Annotated in this window: 11 protein-coding genes; 2 read left to right on the top strand and 9 right to left on the bottom strand. The window is 46.6% G+C overall.

Translation table 11 applies throughout. From position 1 onward, the window contains the following. Positions 1–15: 15 nt before the first annotated feature. From H5073_RS00485 to H5073_RS00495, 3 genes are all read right to left on the bottom strand, one after another. Positions 16–654, bottom strand: coding sequence for a YchE family NAAT transporter (locus H5073_RS00485; protein ID WP_404948366.1), 639 nt, complete (start codon positions 652–654; stop codon positions 16–18). A 440-nt stretch (positions 655–1,094) separates the two neighbouring features. Continuing rightward, the gene (locus tag H5073_RS00490) at positions 1,095–3,146 is read right to left on the bottom strand and encodes a S9 family peptidase (protein WP_182676155.1); all 2,052 of its coding nucleotides are present in this window, start codon (positions 3,144–3,146) and stop codon (positions 1,095–1,097) included. Positions 3,147–3,312: 166 nt separating this feature from the next. After that, positions 3,313–4,857 (bottom strand): fumarate hydratase, encoded by a 1,545-nt coding sequence (locus H5073_RS00495; protein ID WP_182676156.1) that lies wholly within the window; start codon positions 4,855–4,857, stop codon positions 3,313–3,315. A 153-nt stretch (positions 4,858–5,010) separates the two neighbouring features. Here H5073_RS00495 and pabB point away from each other — a divergent pair, with 153 nt between their 5' ends. Then, positions 5,011–6,561 carry an aminodeoxychorismate synthase component I gene (gene pabB / locus H5073_RS00500; protein WP_182676157.1) on the top strand — a complete coding sequence of 517 codons (1,551 nt, stop codon included), beginning with the start codon at positions 5,011–5,013 and terminating at the stop codon, positions 6,559–6,561. Here the strand turns inward: pabB and H5073_RS00505 are convergent. Then, positions 6,548–6,724 (bottom strand): hypothetical protein, encoded by a 177-nt coding sequence (locus H5073_RS00505; RefSeq protein WP_182676158.1) that lies wholly within the window; start codon positions 6,722–6,724, stop codon positions 6,548–6,550. The genes pabB and H5073_RS00505 overlap by 14 nt on opposite strands. A gap of 229 nt (positions 6,725–6,953) precedes the next feature. On the opposite strand from H5073_RS00505, the gene H5073_RS00510 reads away from it, so the two are divergent. Further along, the gene (locus H5073_RS00510; protein ID WP_182676159.1) at positions 6,954–9,662 is read left to right on the top strand and encodes a TonB-dependent receptor; all 2,709 of its coding nucleotides are present in this window, start codon (positions 6,954–6,956) and stop codon (positions 9,660–9,662) included. A 49-nt stretch (positions 9,663–9,711) separates the two neighbouring features. Here the strand turns inward: H5073_RS00510 and H5073_RS00515 are convergent, their stop codons facing one another. The 5 genes from H5073_RS00515 to glgB form a co-directional block, all read right to left on the bottom strand. After that, positions 9,712–11,442: a glycogen synthase gene (locus tag H5073_RS00515; RefSeq protein WP_259394761.1), complete on the bottom strand. Its 1,731-nt coding sequence runs from the start codon at positions 11,440–11,442 to the stop codon at positions 9,712–9,714. A gap of 16 nt (positions 11,443–11,458) precedes the next feature. Continuing rightward, positions 11,459–12,724, bottom strand: a complete 1,266-nt coding sequence (gene glgC, locus H5073_RS00520; RefSeq protein ID WP_182676160.1) for a glucose-1-phosphate adenylyltransferase — start codon at positions 12,722–12,724, stop codon at positions 11,459–11,461. A 104-nt stretch (positions 12,725–12,828) separates the two neighbouring features. Then, on the bottom strand, positions 12,829–15,363 hold the full coding sequence (locus H5073_RS00525) for a glycogen/starch/alpha-glucan phosphorylase (RefSeq protein ID WP_182676161.1): 2,535 nt from the start codon (positions 15,361–15,363) through the stop codon (positions 12,829–12,831). Between the two features lie 61 nt (positions 15,364–15,424). Beyond that, a complete protein-coding gene (glgX, locus tag H5073_RS00530; protein ID WP_259394773.1) occupies positions 15,425–17,566 on the bottom strand; it encodes a glycogen debranching protein GlgX in 2,142 nt (713 codons plus the stop codon). A 74-nt stretch (positions 17,567–17,640) separates the two neighbouring features. Beyond that, positions 17,641–19,989 carry a 1,4-alpha-glucan branching protein GlgB gene (gene glgB, locus H5073_RS00535; RefSeq protein WP_259394762.1) on the bottom strand — a complete coding sequence of 783 codons (2,349 nt, stop codon included), beginning with the start codon at positions 19,987–19,989 and terminating at the stop codon, positions 17,641–17,643. Between the last annotated feature and the right edge of the window lie 97 nt (positions 19,990–20,086).

A 20,086-nucleotide genomic window follows, 5' to 3' on the forward strand; every position in this document is an offset into this window, starting at 1 on the left:
CGCCCTTGGCAAGCGTTAGCCTAATAAGGTGGGAAACAAGCCTTTAACTCCGGCGGCGATGACTTCAATCCCAAGAGATAACATGAGTAGTCCCATTAAACGGGTAATAACGTTAATTCCGGTTTTACCTAAGTATTTAAATATCACTGGTGCCATTCTAAATAAGCCAAAACTCACCAGCCCCAGTAACACGATAGTGATAAACATGCCGAAAAAATTGGCTAAGCTGTTATGCCCAGCTGCGAATACAATCACAGAACTGATAGCGCCTGGGCCTGCCATCAATGGCAAAGCAAGCGGGACTACAGCCACTGACTCCATCGCCGACGATTCCCTGTCTTCTTCTTGGTTACGCTTCACTTCACTGAGCTTACCTTGCAGCATAGACATGGCGATAATGGCAATCAAGGTGCCACCGGCGATGCGAAACGCTGACAAGGAAATACTGAATAAATTAAGAATATGCTGACCGGCTAGCATGGTGACCAATAAAATTACCACCACGGCAAAGTTTGCCACTTTACCAGTATGATTGCGCTCGGCTTCAGTTTGATGACTGGTAAGACTCACAAACACTGGTAATAGCCCTATTGGGTTAATAATCGCCAATAAGCCTAAGAAAAACTTTACGTAAATCATTATGTCCAATGACATATCCTCTTTAAATAGTAGGCAGAAGTGCCCTGCTGTTAGGCGCGCTACTTTAGCTTAAGTGTAATGCTTGCAAAAATGAGATTTTTTCATTTTTTAGCACAGATCACATTAGAAAAACTTATTTTAGTCGAGCCTGTAGACCTTAGAATAATGAACGACCTATTCATAGGTTTTTTTTTAGCCCGCTTAAAACTAATAATCACCATGGCTAATGAGCCCCCCCCCGCAAGCGCTCTCTCATAGCGAACAGTAAGGCTAACTCAGCGAACATAATGAGATAACACACCAACCTCAACTCGGGTTAAGAGATGAATAAATGGAGTTGATGCTGATAAAAAATCCTTGCATAAAAAAAGAGGCCATAAGGCCTCCTCTTGGTGTGCTTCATTGCATCCTTTAAGATGCAAGCAAGACTGACGGTTTTAGTACAAGGTTCGAGATTATTTTGCTGTCCAGCGATCCATCCAGCCCAGTACATTTTTGTACCATTGCTGCAGGTTATCTTGATTTAAAATCCAATGATTTTCATCTGGAAACATCAATAACTCTGACGGAATACCTTTACGTTGCATGTAACTAAACGCCGCTAGACCTTGACCGTAAGGGACACGGAAATCTTTTTCACCGTGAATAACCAGCATAGGGGTTTGCCAGTTTTCTACATAGTTCACTGGATTAAACTTCTCGTACAGTGCTTTGTTATCTGAGTAGCTGCCGCCAAATTCATATTCAGGGAACCATAACTCTTCAGTCACATGGTACATGGAGCGCATGTCAAATAGACCCGCATGATTGACTAGGCACTTAAAGCCAGTATTCCAGTTACCTTGGATCCAGTTCATCATGTAACCGCCATAAGAGCCGCCAAGGGCGCAAGCATTGGTGGCATCGAGCCAAGGCTGCTGCTCTGCCACTGCTGTTAAGCCTTTTTGTAAATCTTCTAATGGCTTACCGCCCCAATCTTTTGAAATAGAGTCAGTAAAGGCTTGACCGTAACCGGTTGAACCATGGAAATCCACCATGACCACGCCATATCCTGCGCCCGCCCAAAGCTGTGCGTTCCAGCGGCCGCTAAAGCTGTTGCCAAATGACCCCTGAGGGCCGCCATGAACAAGATAAGCAATAGGATATTTTTTGCCTTCTTCAAAGTTTGCAGGTTTTATCCAGTAGCCATGCACGGTTTCATCGTTCCAGCCTTTGAAGTTAAATTGCTGATACTCACCAAACTTTATATTGGCAAGCTTGTCTTTATTCACTTCAGTTAAACGGGTTAACTCTTCACCTTCTAAACTGATTTTATAGATGTCGCCAGGCTCGGTTAAGCTCGCGTTATCAAAAATAAGTCCATTGGCGGTAACGGCCACTAAGTGACTGCTGCCCTGATTGTAAATTGGGCGCACATCACCAAATTGGGTATTCACTTCAAAAATTGACACTTGACCAACGTCTTGAGCTGTCACATATAGCGTGCGGCCATCGCTGCTAAAATTAAGCGAGCTTGGGCTTCTGTCCCACAGCGGCGCGACTTCCTTTTCTTGTCCGGTAACATTATCGCGAAGCATTATCCTGTAGCGGTCCGCTTCAAAGCCAGGTTTGCTCATTGCTAGGTAGGCTAAATAACGGCCATCGGCAGAAAACACAGGTTGTGAATCCCAAGCTGTGTTGCTTGGGGTCAGGTTAGTTGTCTCGCCGCCCTTCACGCTCACTTGCCACAAATCGTAGTTGGTGGTCCAAGCTTGATCTGTGCTTGGCGCTTTAGCGCTATAGACTAGGTGCTGACCATCTGGGGTAAAAGTCACTTCTTCCATGCCAGAAAAAGGTTTAGGCGGCGTTTCTGTGTCGCGGCCTTGAGTGACGTTAATCGCTGTAGTGATTTTGTTGCCATTTAATGGTGCGACAAATAAATGATTACGGGCATGATCTTCCCAAGTATCCCAATGACGCACCATTAACTGCTTGTATTCACGACCTGTGGTCTTTTTGTCTTTCTCAGCTTGGAACTTATCTGTTGAGCACTTAAGGTCATTACACTCAGGGAATACCCGCATGGTCATAACCACTTGCTTGCCATCTTGTGACAATTTGTAGCCATTAACATCAAGGGGTAAGTCTGTTACTTGAGTGGCTTCGCCGCCGCTAAGGGCTAGGTGATACAACTGACTTGAACCACTGCGCGCCGCCATAAAGTATATAGACTGACCATCGGGGGCAAAGCTTACATCCGACTCTGTGCCTGCTGCGCTAGTAAGTTGCATCGGCTTGGCATTTTTGTTTTTTAAATCCAGCAAATAAAGATCAGAGCTTGCTTCGTTGTTAGCGTCTTTTATCTTTACGCCATAAACCAGCTTAGTGCCATCAGGCGATACCGCTGCTGAATGCAGCTTATTAAGATTAACCAGTTGCTGCACGTTAAAGGCTGTCGGCTGGGCAGCTTGAACTGAGCTACAAATGCCTGAGGCCATCAAGGCGAGTAAAAGAGAGGTCTTTTTCATTGTTATCCATTCTCTGTCAATTAGTTGGGAAAATTGGCCCAACACAAAAAAATTATAAGCAGACTAGCCAAAACAAAACGCTCAAGCAACCATCTAGAGGTAATAAACGGTAACTTGAGCGTTATTTTTATCGCTTAATCATTTAATGGCTTGGCCATTTAACGGCTTAAGGCTTGCTGTTTGCGATATTCACTTTCCATACCGCTGGGCCCGTTTCGTGGGCATTGACCCCATTTGAATCCACAGCCACTGTCACTGGCATGTCTTGCACATCAAACTCATAAATGGCTTCCATGCCTAAATCAGCAAAGGCCACCACTTTAGACTTCTTAATCGCTTTAGACACTAAATACGCCGCGCCGCCAACAGCCATCAAGTACACAGCTTTGTGCTTCTTGATAGACGCTACGGTTTGTGGGCCGCGCTCAGATTTACCTATCATGCCCATCAAACCAGTTTGTTCCAGCATCATGTCGGTAAATTTATCCATACGGGTTGCCGTAGTAGGGCCTGCTGGGCCAACCACTTCGTCACGCACAGGATCAACCGGGCCAACGTAATAGATAAACTTACCTTTAAAATCGACGCCTTCAGGTAGACCTTCACCGGACTCCAGCAAGGTTTGAATGCGCTTATGCGCCGCATCGCGCCCGGTAAGCATTTTACCGTTTAGCAGTAAGGTATCGCCGCTTTTCCAAGTTTCGATTTCAGCCTGTGTCACTGTGTCTAAATTCACTCTGTGGGTGTTTTCCCCTGCTTCACGGGTGATTTCAGGCCAATCAGACAATGATGGCGGCACAAGATCAGCAGGCCCTGTGCCATCTAGATGAAAATGCACGTGGCGGGTTGCCGCGCAATTTGGGATCATCACCACAGGCTTTGACGCAGCATGGGTTGGCACAGATTTAATTTTAACGTCAAGCACAGTGGTCAAACCGCCAAGGCCCTGCGCACCTATGCCTAAGTTATTGGCGCGCTCAAAGATTTCTAAACGCAGTTTTTCTTCTGTGGTTTCAGCGCCGCGAGCCATCAGCTCATGGATATCAATGCTTTCCATCAATGACTCTTTTGCCAAAACGGCCGCTTTTTCTGCCGTGCCGCCAATGCCTATGCCCAGCATGCCAGGTGGGCACCAACCTGCCCCCATGGTCGGCAAGGTCTTTTCAACCCAAGCGGCGATATCATCAGACGGGTTTAACATGGCCATCTTAGATTTGTTTTCCGAGCCGCCGCCTTTGGCTGCAATTTGCACTTCAACGTGATGGCCTTGAACCATATCGATATGCACCACAGACGGGGTGTTATCACGGGTATTTTTACGGGTACCAGCAGGATCGGCAACAATTGATGCACGCAGCGGGTTATCTGGGTTTAAATAAGCGCGGCGTACCCCTTCATCGACCATTTCTTGAATGGTCATGTCGGTTTTATCCCACACAACCGCCATGCCTACTTTTACAAAGGTGGTAACAATACCCGTGTCTTGGCATAAAGGACGCTTGCCTTCAGCTGACATGCGGGAATTTATTAAAATTTGCGCGATAGCATCTTTTGCAGCCGGACTTTTTTCACGCTCATAAGCCTCTGTCATCGCATCGACGAAATCTTTTGGGTGGTAATAAGAGATGTATTGCAAAGCATCTTCAATACTTGCAATAAAATCAGCCTGCTTGATCACCGCAGACGTAGAAGAATGTGTTGTAACTGACATAATGGGGCGCTCCAGCAGCCATTGTGGCCTAACAGTTTATTGTTTTTATAGAGAGTTGAACAAAATTGCTATTAATCCTTTCAAGGTCATTATGATACTCTTTCCGCACTTTTGGGGCTACTTCACATTTTAAGATAGGATAAATAGACGCAGATGCGGGGCAATCTTCAATTAGCAGTACAAAAATTAGACTGGCAGATCAGCACACATGCCTTGTTTAGCCTAGTTTCCCACCAGCCTTGGGCCATGCTGCTCGATTCTGGCGTCCCAACCGATTTGATGCAAACGGATGATTTAACGCAAACCGAACTCCCGCAAATCAGTGTTCCCTCGCGCCATGTTGATGCCCAGTTCGATATCATAGTGTTTGACCCAATCGCCACCTTAGTGACCCAAGGAAAAACCTCAAGGTTTTGTGTGCTTAATAACGAATTAAAGCAGCAAATGAGCGACCAACAAACTGACGTTCAGCCGCTTCAATTCTTAAAACAGCTCAATCAATTACTCTACCCCCATGGGTTTGACTCACAACTGCCATTTAGTGGCGGTGCCCTAGGCAGCTTTAGCTATGATTTAGGGCGTCAACTTGAAAAACTCCCCAGCACTGCCATGAATGATATTCACCTAAATGAAATGAATATCGGGTTTTATGACTTTTGCCTCGTCTATTCACATCACGACAAAGCATGGTTTGCTGCACACTACCTAGGTGAGGCTGCCCTTAGTTTAGCCATCGAAAATCTTCATCAAAAAATTCATCCCAGTCGCAGCGTCAGCAACAATGTCTCTATCAATATCAATGACAACAGCACTAACGTCTCTCCCGACAATCAAGGGTTTTCGCTCAGTTCTGAATGGCAATGCCAGCTAACTCAAGCCCAATACAATGAAAAATTTGCCAAAGTGCAGCAGTATTTACTCAGTGGTGATTGTTACCAGATAAACCTAACCCAAAGGTTTAGCGCCAGCTATAAAGGGGATGAATGGCAAGCTTATCAGGCCTTATCTAAGGCAAATAGCGCGCCTTTTTCGGCGTTTATTCGTTTAGAAAACCACAGCCTATTGTCAATATCACCCGAGCGTTTTATCAAGCTCGATGGCGACATGCTAAGTACCAAGCCCATAAAAGGCACTCAGCCGAGGGGCAATACAGTTTTGGAGGATGAGCGCAATGCCAAGCGACTACAAGACTCAGAAAAAGACAGAGCTGAAAACGTCATGATAGTGGATTTGCTGCGAAACGATATCAGTAAAGTTGCCCAAGCGGGCACAGTTGCTGTACCTCAGCTTTTTGCTATTGAAAGCTTTCCTGCTGTACACCATTTGGTCAGCACAGTTACAGCTAAGATAAAACCTAAGTTTACAGCAACAGATGTGCTGCACGCGGCCTTTCCTGGCGGCTCAATTACTGGCGCACCTAAAATTCGCGCCATGGAAATTATTGAAGAACTTGAGCCCTCAAGGCGCAGCCTCTATTGCGGCAGCATTGGCTACATCAGCCAAAATGGCAATATGGATACCAGCATCACAATACGCACTTTAGTGGCTGAAAAAGCCGATATCAACAGCAGCGCCGACAACCAACTATACTGCTGGGCTGGCGGCGGCATAGTGGCAGACTCAATAGCGGGCGCTGAATATCAAGAAAGCTTTGATAAGGTGAGTAAAATACTGCCCGTTCTTAGCCAATTTACTGGCAACTGATCCCGCCCTCGACTTGAGCCAAGTTTACCCCTTGGCGAATAATCACTGGTTTTAGTAAATCGTATGCAGGCTTTGCCTGTATTAAGCCCAGATAACAAGCTGCCAGTAGGATCAATGTTACAGCAATCACCGCAATAGAGACTGGCGTAGTGTTTCTGCACATTGAGAAGTTCTTAATGTTGGCGCTTTAAATAACCATGCTGGCCAATATTTGCACAATCTAATATTGCATTGAGTGATCCCGCGCATATAAACAATGCTTTAAAATACTTGTTTCGTGTTATTCATTTTAAATCAATACCTTATATAAGTGCGGCATATTGTCGCACTTGCGACTGTTACGCCATTAACTCCTTATAATGCCCAGCATTATAAATAGGGAGAATGATAACATGTCAGCAGTAAGACCTATAAACCCACTCAGTTCAACTCGCCTCCAACCTACTTATGCTTCCCGTAGTAAACTTAGCCTAGTTACCATCGGGCTCATCACAGCCATAAGCTCAGGATTAAGTGTATTAAGCACAGCAGTAAATGCCGCGCAGATGGAGCGCATTAGCGTTACAGGTTCACACATTCAGCGGGCCGATCTTGAAACTGCAAGCCCTGTAACAGTGATAACTCATGAGCAGATTGTTCAAAGCGGCCATGTAAATCTTGAGAATTTGCTTCAAGAAATTAGCGCGGCCGCAGGGCCTGCTGGCAATGCCACCAACGCCTACTGGACCAGTAACGGCTACGGCACAGCGCAAATTAACCTGCGTGGGCTTGGCATTAATCGCACCTTAGTGCTGCTTAACGGCAAACGGGTGGTCAATGGCGGCACAGGGGCTAATGCCTCTGTGGATCTGAACATGATCCCCGTTGGCATGATTGAGCGCATCGATGTGCTTAAAGACGGCGCGTCTGCGATTTATGGCGCCGATGCCATTGCTGGGGTGATTAACATCATCACTAAGCGCAGCCAGGAAGGCGTTAAGGTTTCAGGCAAATACGGTCAAACCAGCAAAGGCGACGGTAAAGAGAAGCAAATCAACGTTAGCGCTGGCATTAATCAAGACAAGCTTACCGGCGTTATCAATTTAAGCTACATAGAAACTGGCGCCATAGTGCAATCTTCTCGCAGCCCTTGCCCATTAAAAGAAACCACAACAGGCTTAAATTGCATTGGCAGCTCAAGCACCATAGGCGGCCGTGCTCACTTAAGTGACGGGACAGAGCTGCAATTTAACCAACAAAAAGGCGGCAACGGCGATTTCTTTGAAGCTTACGACAGCAACAAACACGGCTTAAACTGGTTTAACTACCTTAATGCCCAAAGCCCTATGGAGCGCTTGAATGTATCGGCATCCTTTGAATATGAAATTAACTCGAGATTAAGCCTTTACACCGACCTACTCCACAGCCAGCGTCAATCCAATCAAATTATTACTCCCAGAAGCCTTAAAGCGACCCCTGTGAGTAAAGACTTTATCTATAACCCCACAGGGCAAGATTTAACCCTTAAAAATCGCCGACTCATTGAAGTAGATACGCCGCACTTCTTTCAAGATGTGGACATTACTCAAGCTTTAGTGGGCCTTAAAGGGCAGCTTTCTGATAATTGGCAGTGGGACGTGAGCTACAGTGTTGGCCGTAATACCGCCAAAGATGGCTGGTCATCAGACATTGACCATAAAAAAGTGGCGCAAACCTTAGACATGAGTCAGTGCTCAACCACGCCTGGCGCCGCAATCCCTTGTGGTGACTTCTTTGGCGCCTATGAACTGAGCCCAGAAGTCATTGATTATGTAACCTATTCTCGCTTAGGCACTGGTGGCAATCAATTATCCAGCGCCAACTTAAGCGTAAGCGGTGACATCATAGACTTACCCGCTGGCAGCCTAAGTAGCGCCTTTGGCATTGAGCGCAGAAACGAGCAAGGCTGGCGCAATCCTGACCCAGTGGTGCTACAAAGCGGCGCTGAAGATGCCATTGATGGCGATGTGGATGTCTCTGAAGCCTTTGCTGAATTTAACATTCCGCTGCTCGCCGATCTGGCCTTCATCAAAAAACTGGATTTAAGCCTAGCAGGGCGCTATTCAGACTACTCAAGCTTTGGCGGACAATCCACTTACAAACTCGGCCTAGTGTGGCAAGTTAACGATGAATTGATGCTGCGCTCAGTAAAATCCACCGCCTTTCGTGCCCCCAGTGTGCCAGAGCTCTTTGGCGGCACCAACCAAGAAAACTTACCCACCAAGGATCCCTGCGATGGCGCAACTGGAGTGATTGCCAGCAATTGCTTAGCCGATAATGTCCCCCTAGGCTTTAGTCAAGACGGCTCTACCGTGCTTACAGGCGTTGGCGGCAATATCAATGTGCAACCCGAAAAAGCGAGCACACTCACCTTAGGGCTAGTGTACGAGCCAAGCGTTATTGATGGCCTCTCCATGACAGTGGATTACTTTGATATTGAAGTGGAAAATGCCATTGCATCAGTTGATGGCTCAAACCAGCTAAGGCTGTGCTATACAGATCCTCAGCTTTATAAAGACTTTTGCCAAGGGTTTAGCCGTAACCCCATTACTCATCAGATAGTGAGTTTATCCAAGCAGCCACTGAATGCTGCACTGGAACAAGTTGCCGGTATTGATAGCAATATCAGTTATAACGCTGAGCTTGCAGGCATAGTCTTTGGCATTAATCTGGATGCGACGCGATTACTGACCCATGAAAACCAGGCCTTCCCCGATGCAGAGCCTGAAGTATTACTCGGCAAAATCACCGCCGACAGAGGCAGTTTTGCTAAATGGAAAGCCAATCTAGGCCTTAAAATGGCGACAGCGCAATGGCAAGGGAATTGGGATGTGCGCTATTTAGGTAAAGCTGACGATCAACAAGGCGGTTTGCCTATCGGCCGCTCGGTCCCCAGTATTGTCTACCATGATGTAAGCGTGAAATGGTCGCCTATTGATAATTTCAGCACAGCCTTTGGGATTGATAACCTCTTTGATACCAAAGCGCCTTATCTGACCTCATGGAACGATGCCAATACCGACGTGTTCACCTACGACTTAGCCGGACGGCGCTTCTATTTGCAATTTGAGCTGCAGATCTAAGCTTTATAAGGGCTTATCTAATGCCAAGGGCTATCACAGCCCTTGGCATTTATTGATTATATAAAGATTGGCAATATTGCTCGGCAACCTTGGGCCAATCGAATCGCTGCTCTTTTGCATTGGCGCACACTCGCTTCCACGCTTGACTGCCATAACCCTCTTTTTGACTGCTATCGAGCAAGGTATCTAAAGCCATGATTAATTGCTCACCTTGAGCCTTAAGATCATCCCCTGAAAAATGCCAACCCGTGACGCCGTGTTGCACTGTGTCTTTAAGGCCGCCAACACTGTGCACCAGACAAGGCTGCCCCTGTGCCATGGCGAGCATCTGGCTTATCCCGCAAGGCTCAAAGGAGCTTGGCATCAAGAATAAATGTCCCTGTCGATACAAGGTATTCGCTAACGGCTCATCATAGCCATTAAGGAAAATAAAATTAGCATACCTACTGGCAATCATCTGAAATTCTTGGCTTATTTTTACATCACCACTGCCAAGCATAACAAATAGCCCGTTTGGCTGATGGCGTTTAAGGCACTGTAATATGGCCTCTAGCACTGTGACGGTTTTATCTGTTGTTTGGCTTAGTATTGTCTGCCTTAGAATGAGCACTTTTTGATCCGTCAGCCTGCCCACAGAAGTGAGTAAGAATCTGCTATCTGCCCTTTTGTCAGTACCCTTTGTGCTAATTGTGTCATTTGTGTCATTTGTGCTATTTGTTCGATTAGTTTGATTAGTGGAGTCACTGTGATGGCTGCTAAACAGGAGTCGATTGATACGCTGCAGCGCAATTTGATCGACAGATCTGACATATTGATGGTCTACTTGATGTTGCCCAAGTCCCTGCCAAGATAACAGCGTCGCCTCTGCCTGTTCAACCCAAGGGGTGGGAGCAAGATCTTGGTTCTCATCATAAAAGCAGCCATTAAGAATGCCAAATACCTGACCATTTTGCTGCTTTAACTGTAAATCCTGCTCTAACCCTTCGCCGCAATAGCTGCCTTTTTCGGGCGCGGATGGCAAAAGCACCTCTTTTGCATAACTGGGTGAAACAAGATGCACCTTGTCACTGAGCACTATCCCCGCCCGCATCGGGTTATAACATTGGCTGTGTGTTGGATCGATAACCTCACTCAAGCCTTGCTGCTTTATCTCATCGCCATAGTGGGAAAACCAGTGAAATAAAGACGATTGATCTCCAGATAAAGGACGAAGACCTTGAATGCCTAAGTTATGGATACTGTAAACACAGGGTAAAGATTTAAGGGAAGAAAACTCATTAACGTAGTGGCGAAGCAGGGCTAAGGTACCTGCATGCCAGTCATGAAGGTGCAGCACATCAGGCCTTGGAATAATCTCAAGTACCAGGGCCTTTGCGACGCAGAGGGAGAAAAAGGCAAATTTGCTGGCATCTGCAGCAAAGGGGCGACTCGCATCCCCATGGCTGTATATTTGCCCGCCATCATTAAACAAGGGATGATCAAACAGATAAGTTTTAGTCTGATTTACCTTAGATCTGCCTTCACCGACCTCCTTTGAAGCGGCATTCACACGGTAGACACTTACCTGTTGCTGACCACCAGCAAATTCAAGGGAAAACGCGTTGAGTTTTTCGCCATGTTCTTGGGCTGCCAAAAAACCATAGCTTGGCATAGCCACATGAACCCGCACATCTTGGCTCAGCAACGCTTGAGGTAAATCACGGATAACATCCGCCATACCGCCCACTTTAGCGCCTTTAAAGGCGCCATTTTCCGCAGCAACCATCAATACTTGCTTCATTCTAAGCATGACTCCTTTACTCATAACCCACGGCTAAACCCAGCATTTTTCGGGTGACTAAGGTAATGCCTTTTTCTGACACCCTAAAACCTCGGGCCAGATCATGCTTGCGATTTACCCCAATTTCCGTCCCTTCAGGAATAATGCAGCCCCTGTCTAGAATGGCATTCTTGATCAGACAATGTTTAAGCACCACCACGTCGGGTAAGATCACCGAATCTTCCACTGTGGAGTAGGAACAAACCCGTACTTCATCAAATAATACACTGCGTCTCACCGTTGCACCGGAAATAATGCACCCACCAGACACGATGGAATCCACTGCCATACCGCGCCTATCGTCATCATCGAAGACAAACTTGGCTGGCGGTAATTGTTCTTGATAAGTCCAAATGGGCCATTTGGCATCGTATAAATTCAATGCTGGGATGGGACTCAATAGCTCCATATTGGCTTGAAAGAAAGAGTCTAAAGTACCCACATCTCGCCAATAAGCCGGCTCTGCTTCAATTTCACTTCTAAAGGGAAAAGCGAACACTTTATGCTGGTCAATAATGTTGGGGATGATATCTTTGCCAAAATCTCGATCTGAATGCTCATTTTTAGCATCTTTTTTGAGTTGCTCGAACAAGAACTTGGTATTGAAAACATAATTCCCCATGGACGCAAAGCAGCGCTCAGGATCGTTTGGCAGTGGCTTGGGCGATGCTGGTTTCTCTTCAAAGCCTATGATGCGATTACTCTCATCCACTTCCATTACCCCAAAGGCCCCCGCCGCTTCTGCAATATCAACCTCTAAACCGCATACTGTCATATCCGCGCCTGATTCGGCATGGGCCGCCAACAGGCCGGCGTAATCCATGCGATAAACATGATCGCCAGATAAAATCATCACGTACTTTGGTAATTCATGGCGAATAATATCGATATTTTGAAACACAGCGTCTGCGGTGCCTTCATACCAATTGCCGGAGGTTTGCTGCGAGGCGGGCAAAATTTCCACCGACTCGCCAAGCTCCTTTTTAAAGTGGCCCCAACCACGGGTAATATGACGAATGAGTGAATGCGACTTATATTGAGTCACCACGCCCACTCGGCGAATGCCTGAGTTAATGCAGTTAGATAAGGGAAAATCTATGATCCTAAATTTACCCCCAAAATACAATGCAGGTTTTGCGCGCCAATCTGTTAATTCAAACAAACGAGACCCGCGCCCACCCGCTAGAATAATCGCATAGGTATCCCTAGTTAAGTTGCTGATATATCTTACATTGCCATTCATACTCTGCTTCCTTGAGAACCGAAATTGTTAACGTTTGGCCATAAAATTGTGCGCTTACACTTTGCCACACATTTTTGATACCAAGCTAAGGCCTTAAATCATCCTTAGCGATTGTTGTTTGCCGTTTTTTTTGCCATCCAAATATCATCCCTGTATTGCCCTATGGTGACGTCACTGGAGAAACGCCCACTGGCGGCGGTATTACGTATGCTCATTTGCTGCCAAGTTTCTTTATCAAGATAAGTGTTAGCCACCTGTAATTGAGCCTGACAATAACTGTCAAAATCGGCCGCCAGTCGCCACTGATCTTTAGGCGCTTCGATAGCGGCGATAATCGGGTCAAAAATACCAGGCTCAACCAAGTTAAAATGCCCGCTCTTAAGTAATGCAATCACCTTTAACAGGGCTGGCGAAAAAATCTGGTTTTCTTGGGTGTCGTTAGCTTGTGCTACTTGCTCAGCACTTAGACCAAAAAGGAAAAAATTATCTGGCCCCACTTGCTCACGAATTTCAATATTGGCCCCATCTAAAGTGCCAATAGTGAGTGCACCGTTCATCATAAACTTCATGTTGCCCGTGCCTGAGGCTTCCTTACCCGCGGTCGATATTTGCTCCGATAATTCTGTGCCCGGACAAATAACCTCCATGGCGCTGACATTGTAATTAGGCAAGTAGGCCATTCTTAGATAAGGCTTTACCCTAGGGTCAGAATTGATCATATGGGCAAGGTTATTGGCAAATTTAATGATGAGCTTAGCCATAGCGTAACCTGGCGCGGCTTTACCGCCCATCAGTACGCACCTTGGCACCATGTCTTTTACATCCCCATCGAGAATGCGGCCATAAAGGTGCACCACATGCAGCAGGTTTAATAACTGACGCTTGTATTCATGGATACGCTTGACTTGCACATCAAACAGCATAGAAAGGTCAAATTCTACCTCGCACTCTTGGGCCACCAGCGCTGCAAGCTTGGCTTTATTATCAAATTTAACCTGCTGCCATTGCTTGATGAAGGCCTTATCTTGGGTTAGCCCATTAAGGCTGGTGAGCTGGGTGAGATCCCGTTGCCAGCTAGTGCCAATAGCCTTAGTGATAAGTGTTGATAAATCTGGATTGGCATGCATCAGCCAGCGCCTAGGTGACACGCCATTGGTTTTGTTATTAAACAGCTGCGGCCACATCTGGTAGAAATCATTAAATAAGGTGCTGGTTAGCAGCTGACTGTGTAGGGCCGCCACGCCGTTCACCGAGAAACTGCCCACTATAGCAAGGTAAGCCATACGTACCTGGGGCTCATCGCCTTCTTCTATGATGGACATGGCCCTGAGCTTATTAGCATCGCCTGGCCAGCGGTGGGCAACCCGCTCAAGATAACGGCCATTGATCTCATAGATGATGTCTAAAATACGCGGCAACATATGCTGTAACATACGTACAGGCCAGCGTTCTAAGGCTTCTGGCAGCAAGGTGTGATTGGTGTAAGCCATGACGCTGCGGGTGATGTCCCATGCTTTATCCCAATCAAGACCATGGACATCGAGCAATAAGCGCATCAGCTCGGGGATCGCAATGCTGGGATGGGTATCATTGAGCTGAAACACGTGCTTGCTACTGAACTGGCTAAAGTCTTTGCCGTGTTTAGCGGTATATTGATTGAGCACATCTTGAAGGCTTGCCGATGACAAGAAAAATTGCTGGCGTAAGCGCAGTTCTTTGCCGTTTTCGCTGCTGTCATTAGGATAGAGCACCATGGTAATTTGCTCTGCCAAATTTTTACGGGCCACAGCTTCAGTGTAATCCCCTTCATTAAATTCAGTTAAATCAAAGTCATCACTGGCTTCTGCCCGCCACAGCCTTAAGGTATTCACCCGACCATTACGATAGCCTGCGATGGGCATATCGTAGGGGACCGCCAGCACATCTTGAGTGCCTTGCCAGACAAAGTTACGCTTACCGTCTTTATCAATATAACTTTTAGTGCTACCAAAAAAAGGCACGCTGACGATGCGATTCACCATGCGCACTTCCCAGGGGTTGCCGTCCCTAAGCCAGAGATCTGGGCCTTCTACCTGATAGCCATTATCCATTTTCTGCACAAACATGCCGTATTGATAACGAATGCCATAACCTGTTACTGCAAGGTCGATACTGGCGCAGCTGTCTAAGAAACACGCCGCCAGACGTCCAAGGCCACCATTACCCAAGCCCGCATCATGCTCATGGCTTTCAAGCTCCTCTAAACTGACCGCATGAGGTTTCAAAGCCTGTTTGCATTGCTCTGTTAAATCTAAATTCAATAGTGCATTGCCTAAGGTGCGGCCAAGTAAAAACTCCAAGGAAAGGTATGACACCTTTTTAGTTTCATATTGGCTATCTGCCAAGCGGGTCTTGCGCCACAGGTCGAACATCTGTTCTTTCACGCTTCTAGCCATGGCATTGAATAGCTCACCACTTTGGCTCTGCTCTCGGCTTAAATCATACCTAAGGTGGCGCTCAAAGGAGACGTCTAGGCTATCGCAATCTTCACAGGGCTCCTCTAGGGCATGGTCTGCCTTAGGTTTTGACCCATGGTCAAGCGACTGTTTCAGATCATTTTTTAGTTCACCCTTTAGCGCTGACTCTCTTGGCTTAGCCATACTTGTCTCCTTGCTCTGTCGGCTTATTGTTGCAAACTTATGCTACACATAAGTGTGATCATCAATTAAGTTCGCCCGCTTGATAAATTTGCCCATAAAACAAACCTAGGCTGCGAGGCATAAGGGAATATTGTGCTGTAGCATCAACATCTTCATTGGCGGCAGTTTCACTTGAAAGTAAACATTGCCAAGGTGCTAAAGTGGCAAGTTGTGGAAAGGCAAATTCATGGGCGCTATCATCGGCATTAAGCATCAGCAGCAAGGCCTGCTGTGGCTCAAGCTCCCCACTACTGGGTTGATTCGCTTCTGTTTGTTGCAATGGGTATTCTTTGGGCGCCGACAAGACTAAAATCAAAGTCTTGTTATGACATTCACTCCAGTGAGACTTAGTCATTACCTCCCCTTGACGGCTAAACCAAGCAAAACTGGGCTCAGTGCTAGATTGGCTATTGTGAATAAACTTCTGGGCACACAGGGCGGGAAATGCTTTTCTGATCTCAATAAGCCTTGCGACGAACCCTATCAAGGTCTGATCAAACTCTTGCCAATCGAGCCAAGTCAGCGGGTTGTCCTGACAATACGCATTATTGTTACCTTGTTGGCTATGGCCAGTTTCGTCGCCAGCGCACAACATGGGCACTCCCTGGGACAATAATAAGCAGCTAAGTAAATTACGCTGCTGGCGAGCACGGCAGGCGAGAATATTTTTATCTGATGTGCTGCCTTCTACCCCGTAATTGGCACTAAAGTTTTCTTGATGGCCATCACGATTTTTTTCACCATTATCCAGATTGTGCCTATCTTGATAACTGAGTAAGTCCAACAAGGTGAAGCCATCATGGCTGGTGATAAAATTGATACTGGCACTGGGAGAGCGGCCGCTGTGTTCAAATAAGTCACTCGATCCATGAAATCTGTGGGCAAATTCAGGTAATAAGCCTATATCACCGCGCCAAAATCGGCGCATTGTGTCTCTAAACCTGTCATTCCACTCGCTAAAGGCTAACGGATAATTCCCTAGCTGGTAGCCACCAGGGCCAATATCCCAGGGCTCGGCAATCAATTTAACGTGAGATAACACAGGATCTTGTGCTAAGGCATCGAAAAAACCAGCACCTTTATCAAAGCCATAAGCCTCACGTCCAAGGCTAGTGGCTAAATCAAACCTAAAACCATCCACCCCCATGACTTGAACCCAGTAACGCAATGAGTCCATCACCAGGGTTAGCACTTGGGGATGATTAAGGTTCAGCGTATTACCACAACCAGTATCGTTGAGGTAATAGCGCGGGTTAGCCTGATTTAATCTGTAGTAGCTAGCGTTATCTATGCCTCTGAAGCTATAACTTGGACCGAGTTCATTGCCTTCAGCAGTGTGGTTATAGACCACATCCAAAATAACCTCTATGCCTGCCTGATGAAGCTTTGACACCATTTCCCTAAACTCAAAAATATCCCCTCGATTAAGGTAAGCTGAGTGCGGGGCAAAGAAGCCAATACTGTTATAGCCCCAATAATTACTAAGGCCCTTCGCAGTGAGGAAGGCTTCGCTGAGGAATGCCTGTACCGGCAAAAGCTCTACCGCGGTTATCCCTAATTGTTGCAAATAGGCTATGGATGCTGGCTCGCCCAAGGCGGAAAAGCTGCCTCTTAAATGTGGACTTATCTCAGGATTTAGCTGACTAAAGCCCTTAACGTGCATTTCATAGATGATAGTTTGCTCAAGGGGAGTATTAAGCGCAGTGATAGGAGCAAGATGCGCCATATTGAGATCCACTACCTGACATTTAGCCATAAAGGGGGCACTATCAGTGTCACTCATGGTTAAATCTAGCATAAGTGACTTGGGATCATGGCCATTGGGCTCATAGGCATAAAGCGCTGGGTGCTCTATGACCTCACCAACTAATTTTTTAGCATAAGGGTCTAGCAAGAGTTTATTAGGATTAAATCTATGCCCAAGCTCTGGCTCCCATGGCCCATACACTCGGTAACCGTAACACAATCCTGCTTGGGCTCCGGCCAAGTAACCGTGCCACACTTGTCTAGTACACTGAGGTAAGCTGTATTGGGCTAACTCCTTAGTGCCGCTTTGATCAAAGACACACAGCACAACTTGGGTGGCGTGGGCTGAAAAAATGGCAAAGTTAACTCCGCCATCATCGACAGTCGACCCAAGTGGGCTAGGTTTACCAGCTAACATGCTAATGCCCAAAGGGTTAACCGCAAACGCCTTTTTATCTAAGATGCTAACGCCTGCACCGAGTATATTCATGGTTATCCCCTTACACCTTGTGATCTGCCTTGAAGTAAGTGCGGCTCAAGCTCGGATCCAGTGTCATCAACTTTATGTGCACTTAACACCACGCAAGACAATGGCGGTACTGTGAGCAACAAGCTGTTATCCATGCCCTGCCATGGCATAGACTCTGAGGGGATAGCCCAGTCCATCACCAAGTTGCTGCCGCCATATTCTGCACTATCGCTGTTGGCCACTTGATAATATTGACAAGCCTTAGGCACACCCACGCGAAAATCATCATGGGGTGTGGGCGTCATATTGATAATAAAAATCAGCGCTGAGTCTGGTTCTGCGCCAGTACGCATAAAGACAAGGATACTATTTTTGGTATTTTCACAATCTAACCAGCGAAACCCTGAGGCTTCAGTGTCGGTGAGATACAGGGCTTCTTGGGCTTGATACAAGGCATTTAAAGTGCGCACCCATGCCTGCAAACCTTTATGTGGCGCATATTGCAACAGGTGCCAATCCAAACTTTTATCGTGGTTCCATTCATCACGCTGCCCGAACTCTCCTCCCATAAACAACAGCTTTTTACCCGGATGTCCCCACATAAAACCGTAATAAGCCCGCAAGGTGGCGAATTTTTGCCAATCATCTCCTGGGATCTTATGCAGTAAAGATCCTTTACCATGAACGACTTCATCATGGCTTACCGATAAGATAAATTGCTCGCTAAAAGCGTACATCAGCCCAAAGGTCAATTCATTATGGTGATGGCAGCGATAAATAGGGTCACGTTTAAGGTAGCTTAAGGTGTCATTCATCCAGCCCATATTCCATTTAAAACCAAAGCCTAGGCCTTGCTGTGACGTAGCCTGAGTGACGCCAGGCCAAGCCGTAGATTCTTCTGCTATCATGACTATGCCACTATGGGCGGCATACATGCTGGCATTGAGCTGTTGTAAAAACTCAATGGCTTCTAGGTTTTCACGGCCCCCGTGCTCATTAGGCAACCACTGGGCTTCTTCGCGGCTGTAATCGAGGTAAAGCATGGATGAGACAGCATCAATACGAAGCCCATCGATATGAAACTCACTGAGCCAATAATTGGCGTTACTGAGCAGAAAACTTCGCACTTCGGCGCGGCCGTAATTAAAAATTAACGTATCCCAATCTGGATGCTCGCCCCTGCGAGGATCTTGATGCTCATAAAGATAAGTACCGTCAAACTGCTTTAGTCCATGAGGATCGCGGGGGAAATGCGCCACCACCCAGTCGAGTAGCACACCTATGCCTGCCTGATGGCAGGCATCGATAAATGCCTTAAGTGCTAAGGCATTGCCGAACCTGTGACTCGGAGCATAAAGCCCTACTGGCTGATATCCCCAAGACCCTTCGAAAGGGTATTCACTTAATGGCATTAATTGCACATGGGTAAAACCCATATCCAGCACATAGGGAATAAGCTCATCGATAAGCTGCTGATATTGCAGTTGAAAACCACCATCCTCACCGTTACGGCGCCAAGAGCCTAAATGCACTTCATAAATGGATATCGGGGCCTTGTGCCAAGCTGTTTGGGTGCGTTTAGCTAACCAATTATCATCTTGCCAACTGTGGCCAGCTTGGGCTGGTATTATGGCAGCATTGCCCGGTGCTCCTTCCATGGATACAGCGTAGGGATCGGCTTTTGCTTCCCAGTGCCCGTGACCTTGTTCGATAGCAAATTTATAATGCTCTCCAGGCTCCACATCAGTGATGAAAATGTCCCACAAGCCACTGGCAATATGGCGGCGCATCTGATGCTGACGTCTATCCCATTGATTAAAATCACCGACTAAGGATACCTTGCTAGCATTAGGAGCCCAGACGCAAAAATGCACCCCAGTGACGCCCTGATATTGACGCCAGTTTGCCCCTTGAAAACGATAGGCTTGCAACTGCTGGCCTTCGTTGAATAAATACACATCATCATCTTGCAACAAACAATTAAATTGGTAGGGATCAGTCACAAGCCGCTCACATTGCCCATAGGTTACCCTCAGTTGATAAGCAAAAGGGTTAACACGGCGAAGTTGTGAGCTGAAAAGTCCGCTAGTCTCAAATTGAGTCAGGCTTGCGACCTTACGGCCACTACTTTTATCCAGCAAATCCACATTCAATGCCCCAGGTAAAAAGCAACGCAGTGTTAATCCTTTGCGATGTTCACTGCTGTGTAGCCCTAAAAAGGAAAATACATCTTGGAGCTGTAAATTCAAAAATGCTTGGATTAGGCGCAACTCCTCTAGGGCAGTGCTGTCCTGCTCAGGGGGCGTTTCCAGAGTTTCAACACCTGAATGTATTTGATGCTGCTTATCCTGTGATGTCATTAGCTTTGCCATTTAGCCCTCCTTAGGCAGTGTCAGATGGTATGTTTAGACAATGCACTTGCAAAAATTGTGATCCTTGATGAGCAAAGTATTGGTGCTCAAGGTTTTT

Origin of the sequence: Shewanella sp. SR44-3 (assembly GCF_014163735.1) — a bacterium.
Classification (GTDB): Bacteria; Pseudomonadota; Gammaproteobacteria; order Enterobacterales; family Shewanellaceae; genus Shewanella.

Coding starts and splice junctions, on each gene's coding strand:
- glgX (WP_259394773.1), bottom strand. CDS start 17,566: ATGTTAGCTGGTAAACCTAGCCCACTTGGGTCGACTGTCGATGATGGC.
- H5073_RS00485 (WP_404948366.1), bottom strand. CDS start 654: ATGTCATTGGACATAATGATTTACGTAAAGTTTTTCTTAGGCTTATTG.
- pabB (WP_182676157.1), top strand. CDS start 5,011: ATGCGGGGCAATCTTCAATTAGCAGTACAAAAATTAGACTGGCAGATC.
- glgB (WP_259394762.1), bottom strand. CDS start 19,989: ATGGCAAAGCTAATGACATCACAGGATAAGCAGCATCAAATACATTCA.
- H5073_RS00505 (WP_182676158.1), bottom strand. CDS start 6,724: ATGTGCAGAAACACTACGCCAGTCTCTATTGCGGTGATTGCTGTAACA.
- H5073_RS00490 (WP_182676155.1), bottom strand. CDS start 3,146: ATGAAAAAGACCTCTCTTTTACTCGCCTTGATGGCCTCAGGCATTTGT.
- H5073_RS00510 (WP_182676159.1), top strand. CDS start 6,954: ATGTCAGCAGTAAGACCTATAAACCCACTCAGTTCAACTCGCCTCCAA.
- H5073_RS00495 (WP_182676156.1), bottom strand. CDS start 4,857: ATGTCAGTTACAACACATTCTTCTACGTCTGCGGTGATCAAGCAGGCT.
- glgC (WP_182676160.1), bottom strand. CDS start 12,724: ATGAATGGCAATGTAAGATATATCAGCAACTTAACTAGGGATACCTAT.
- H5073_RS00525 (WP_182676161.1), bottom strand. CDS start 15,363: ATGGCTAAGCCAAGAGAGTCAGCGCTAAAGGGTGAACTAAAAAATGAT.
- H5073_RS00515 (WP_259394761.1), bottom strand. CDS start 11,442: ATGAAGCAAGTATTGATGGTTGCTGCGGAAAATGGCGCCTTTAAAGGC.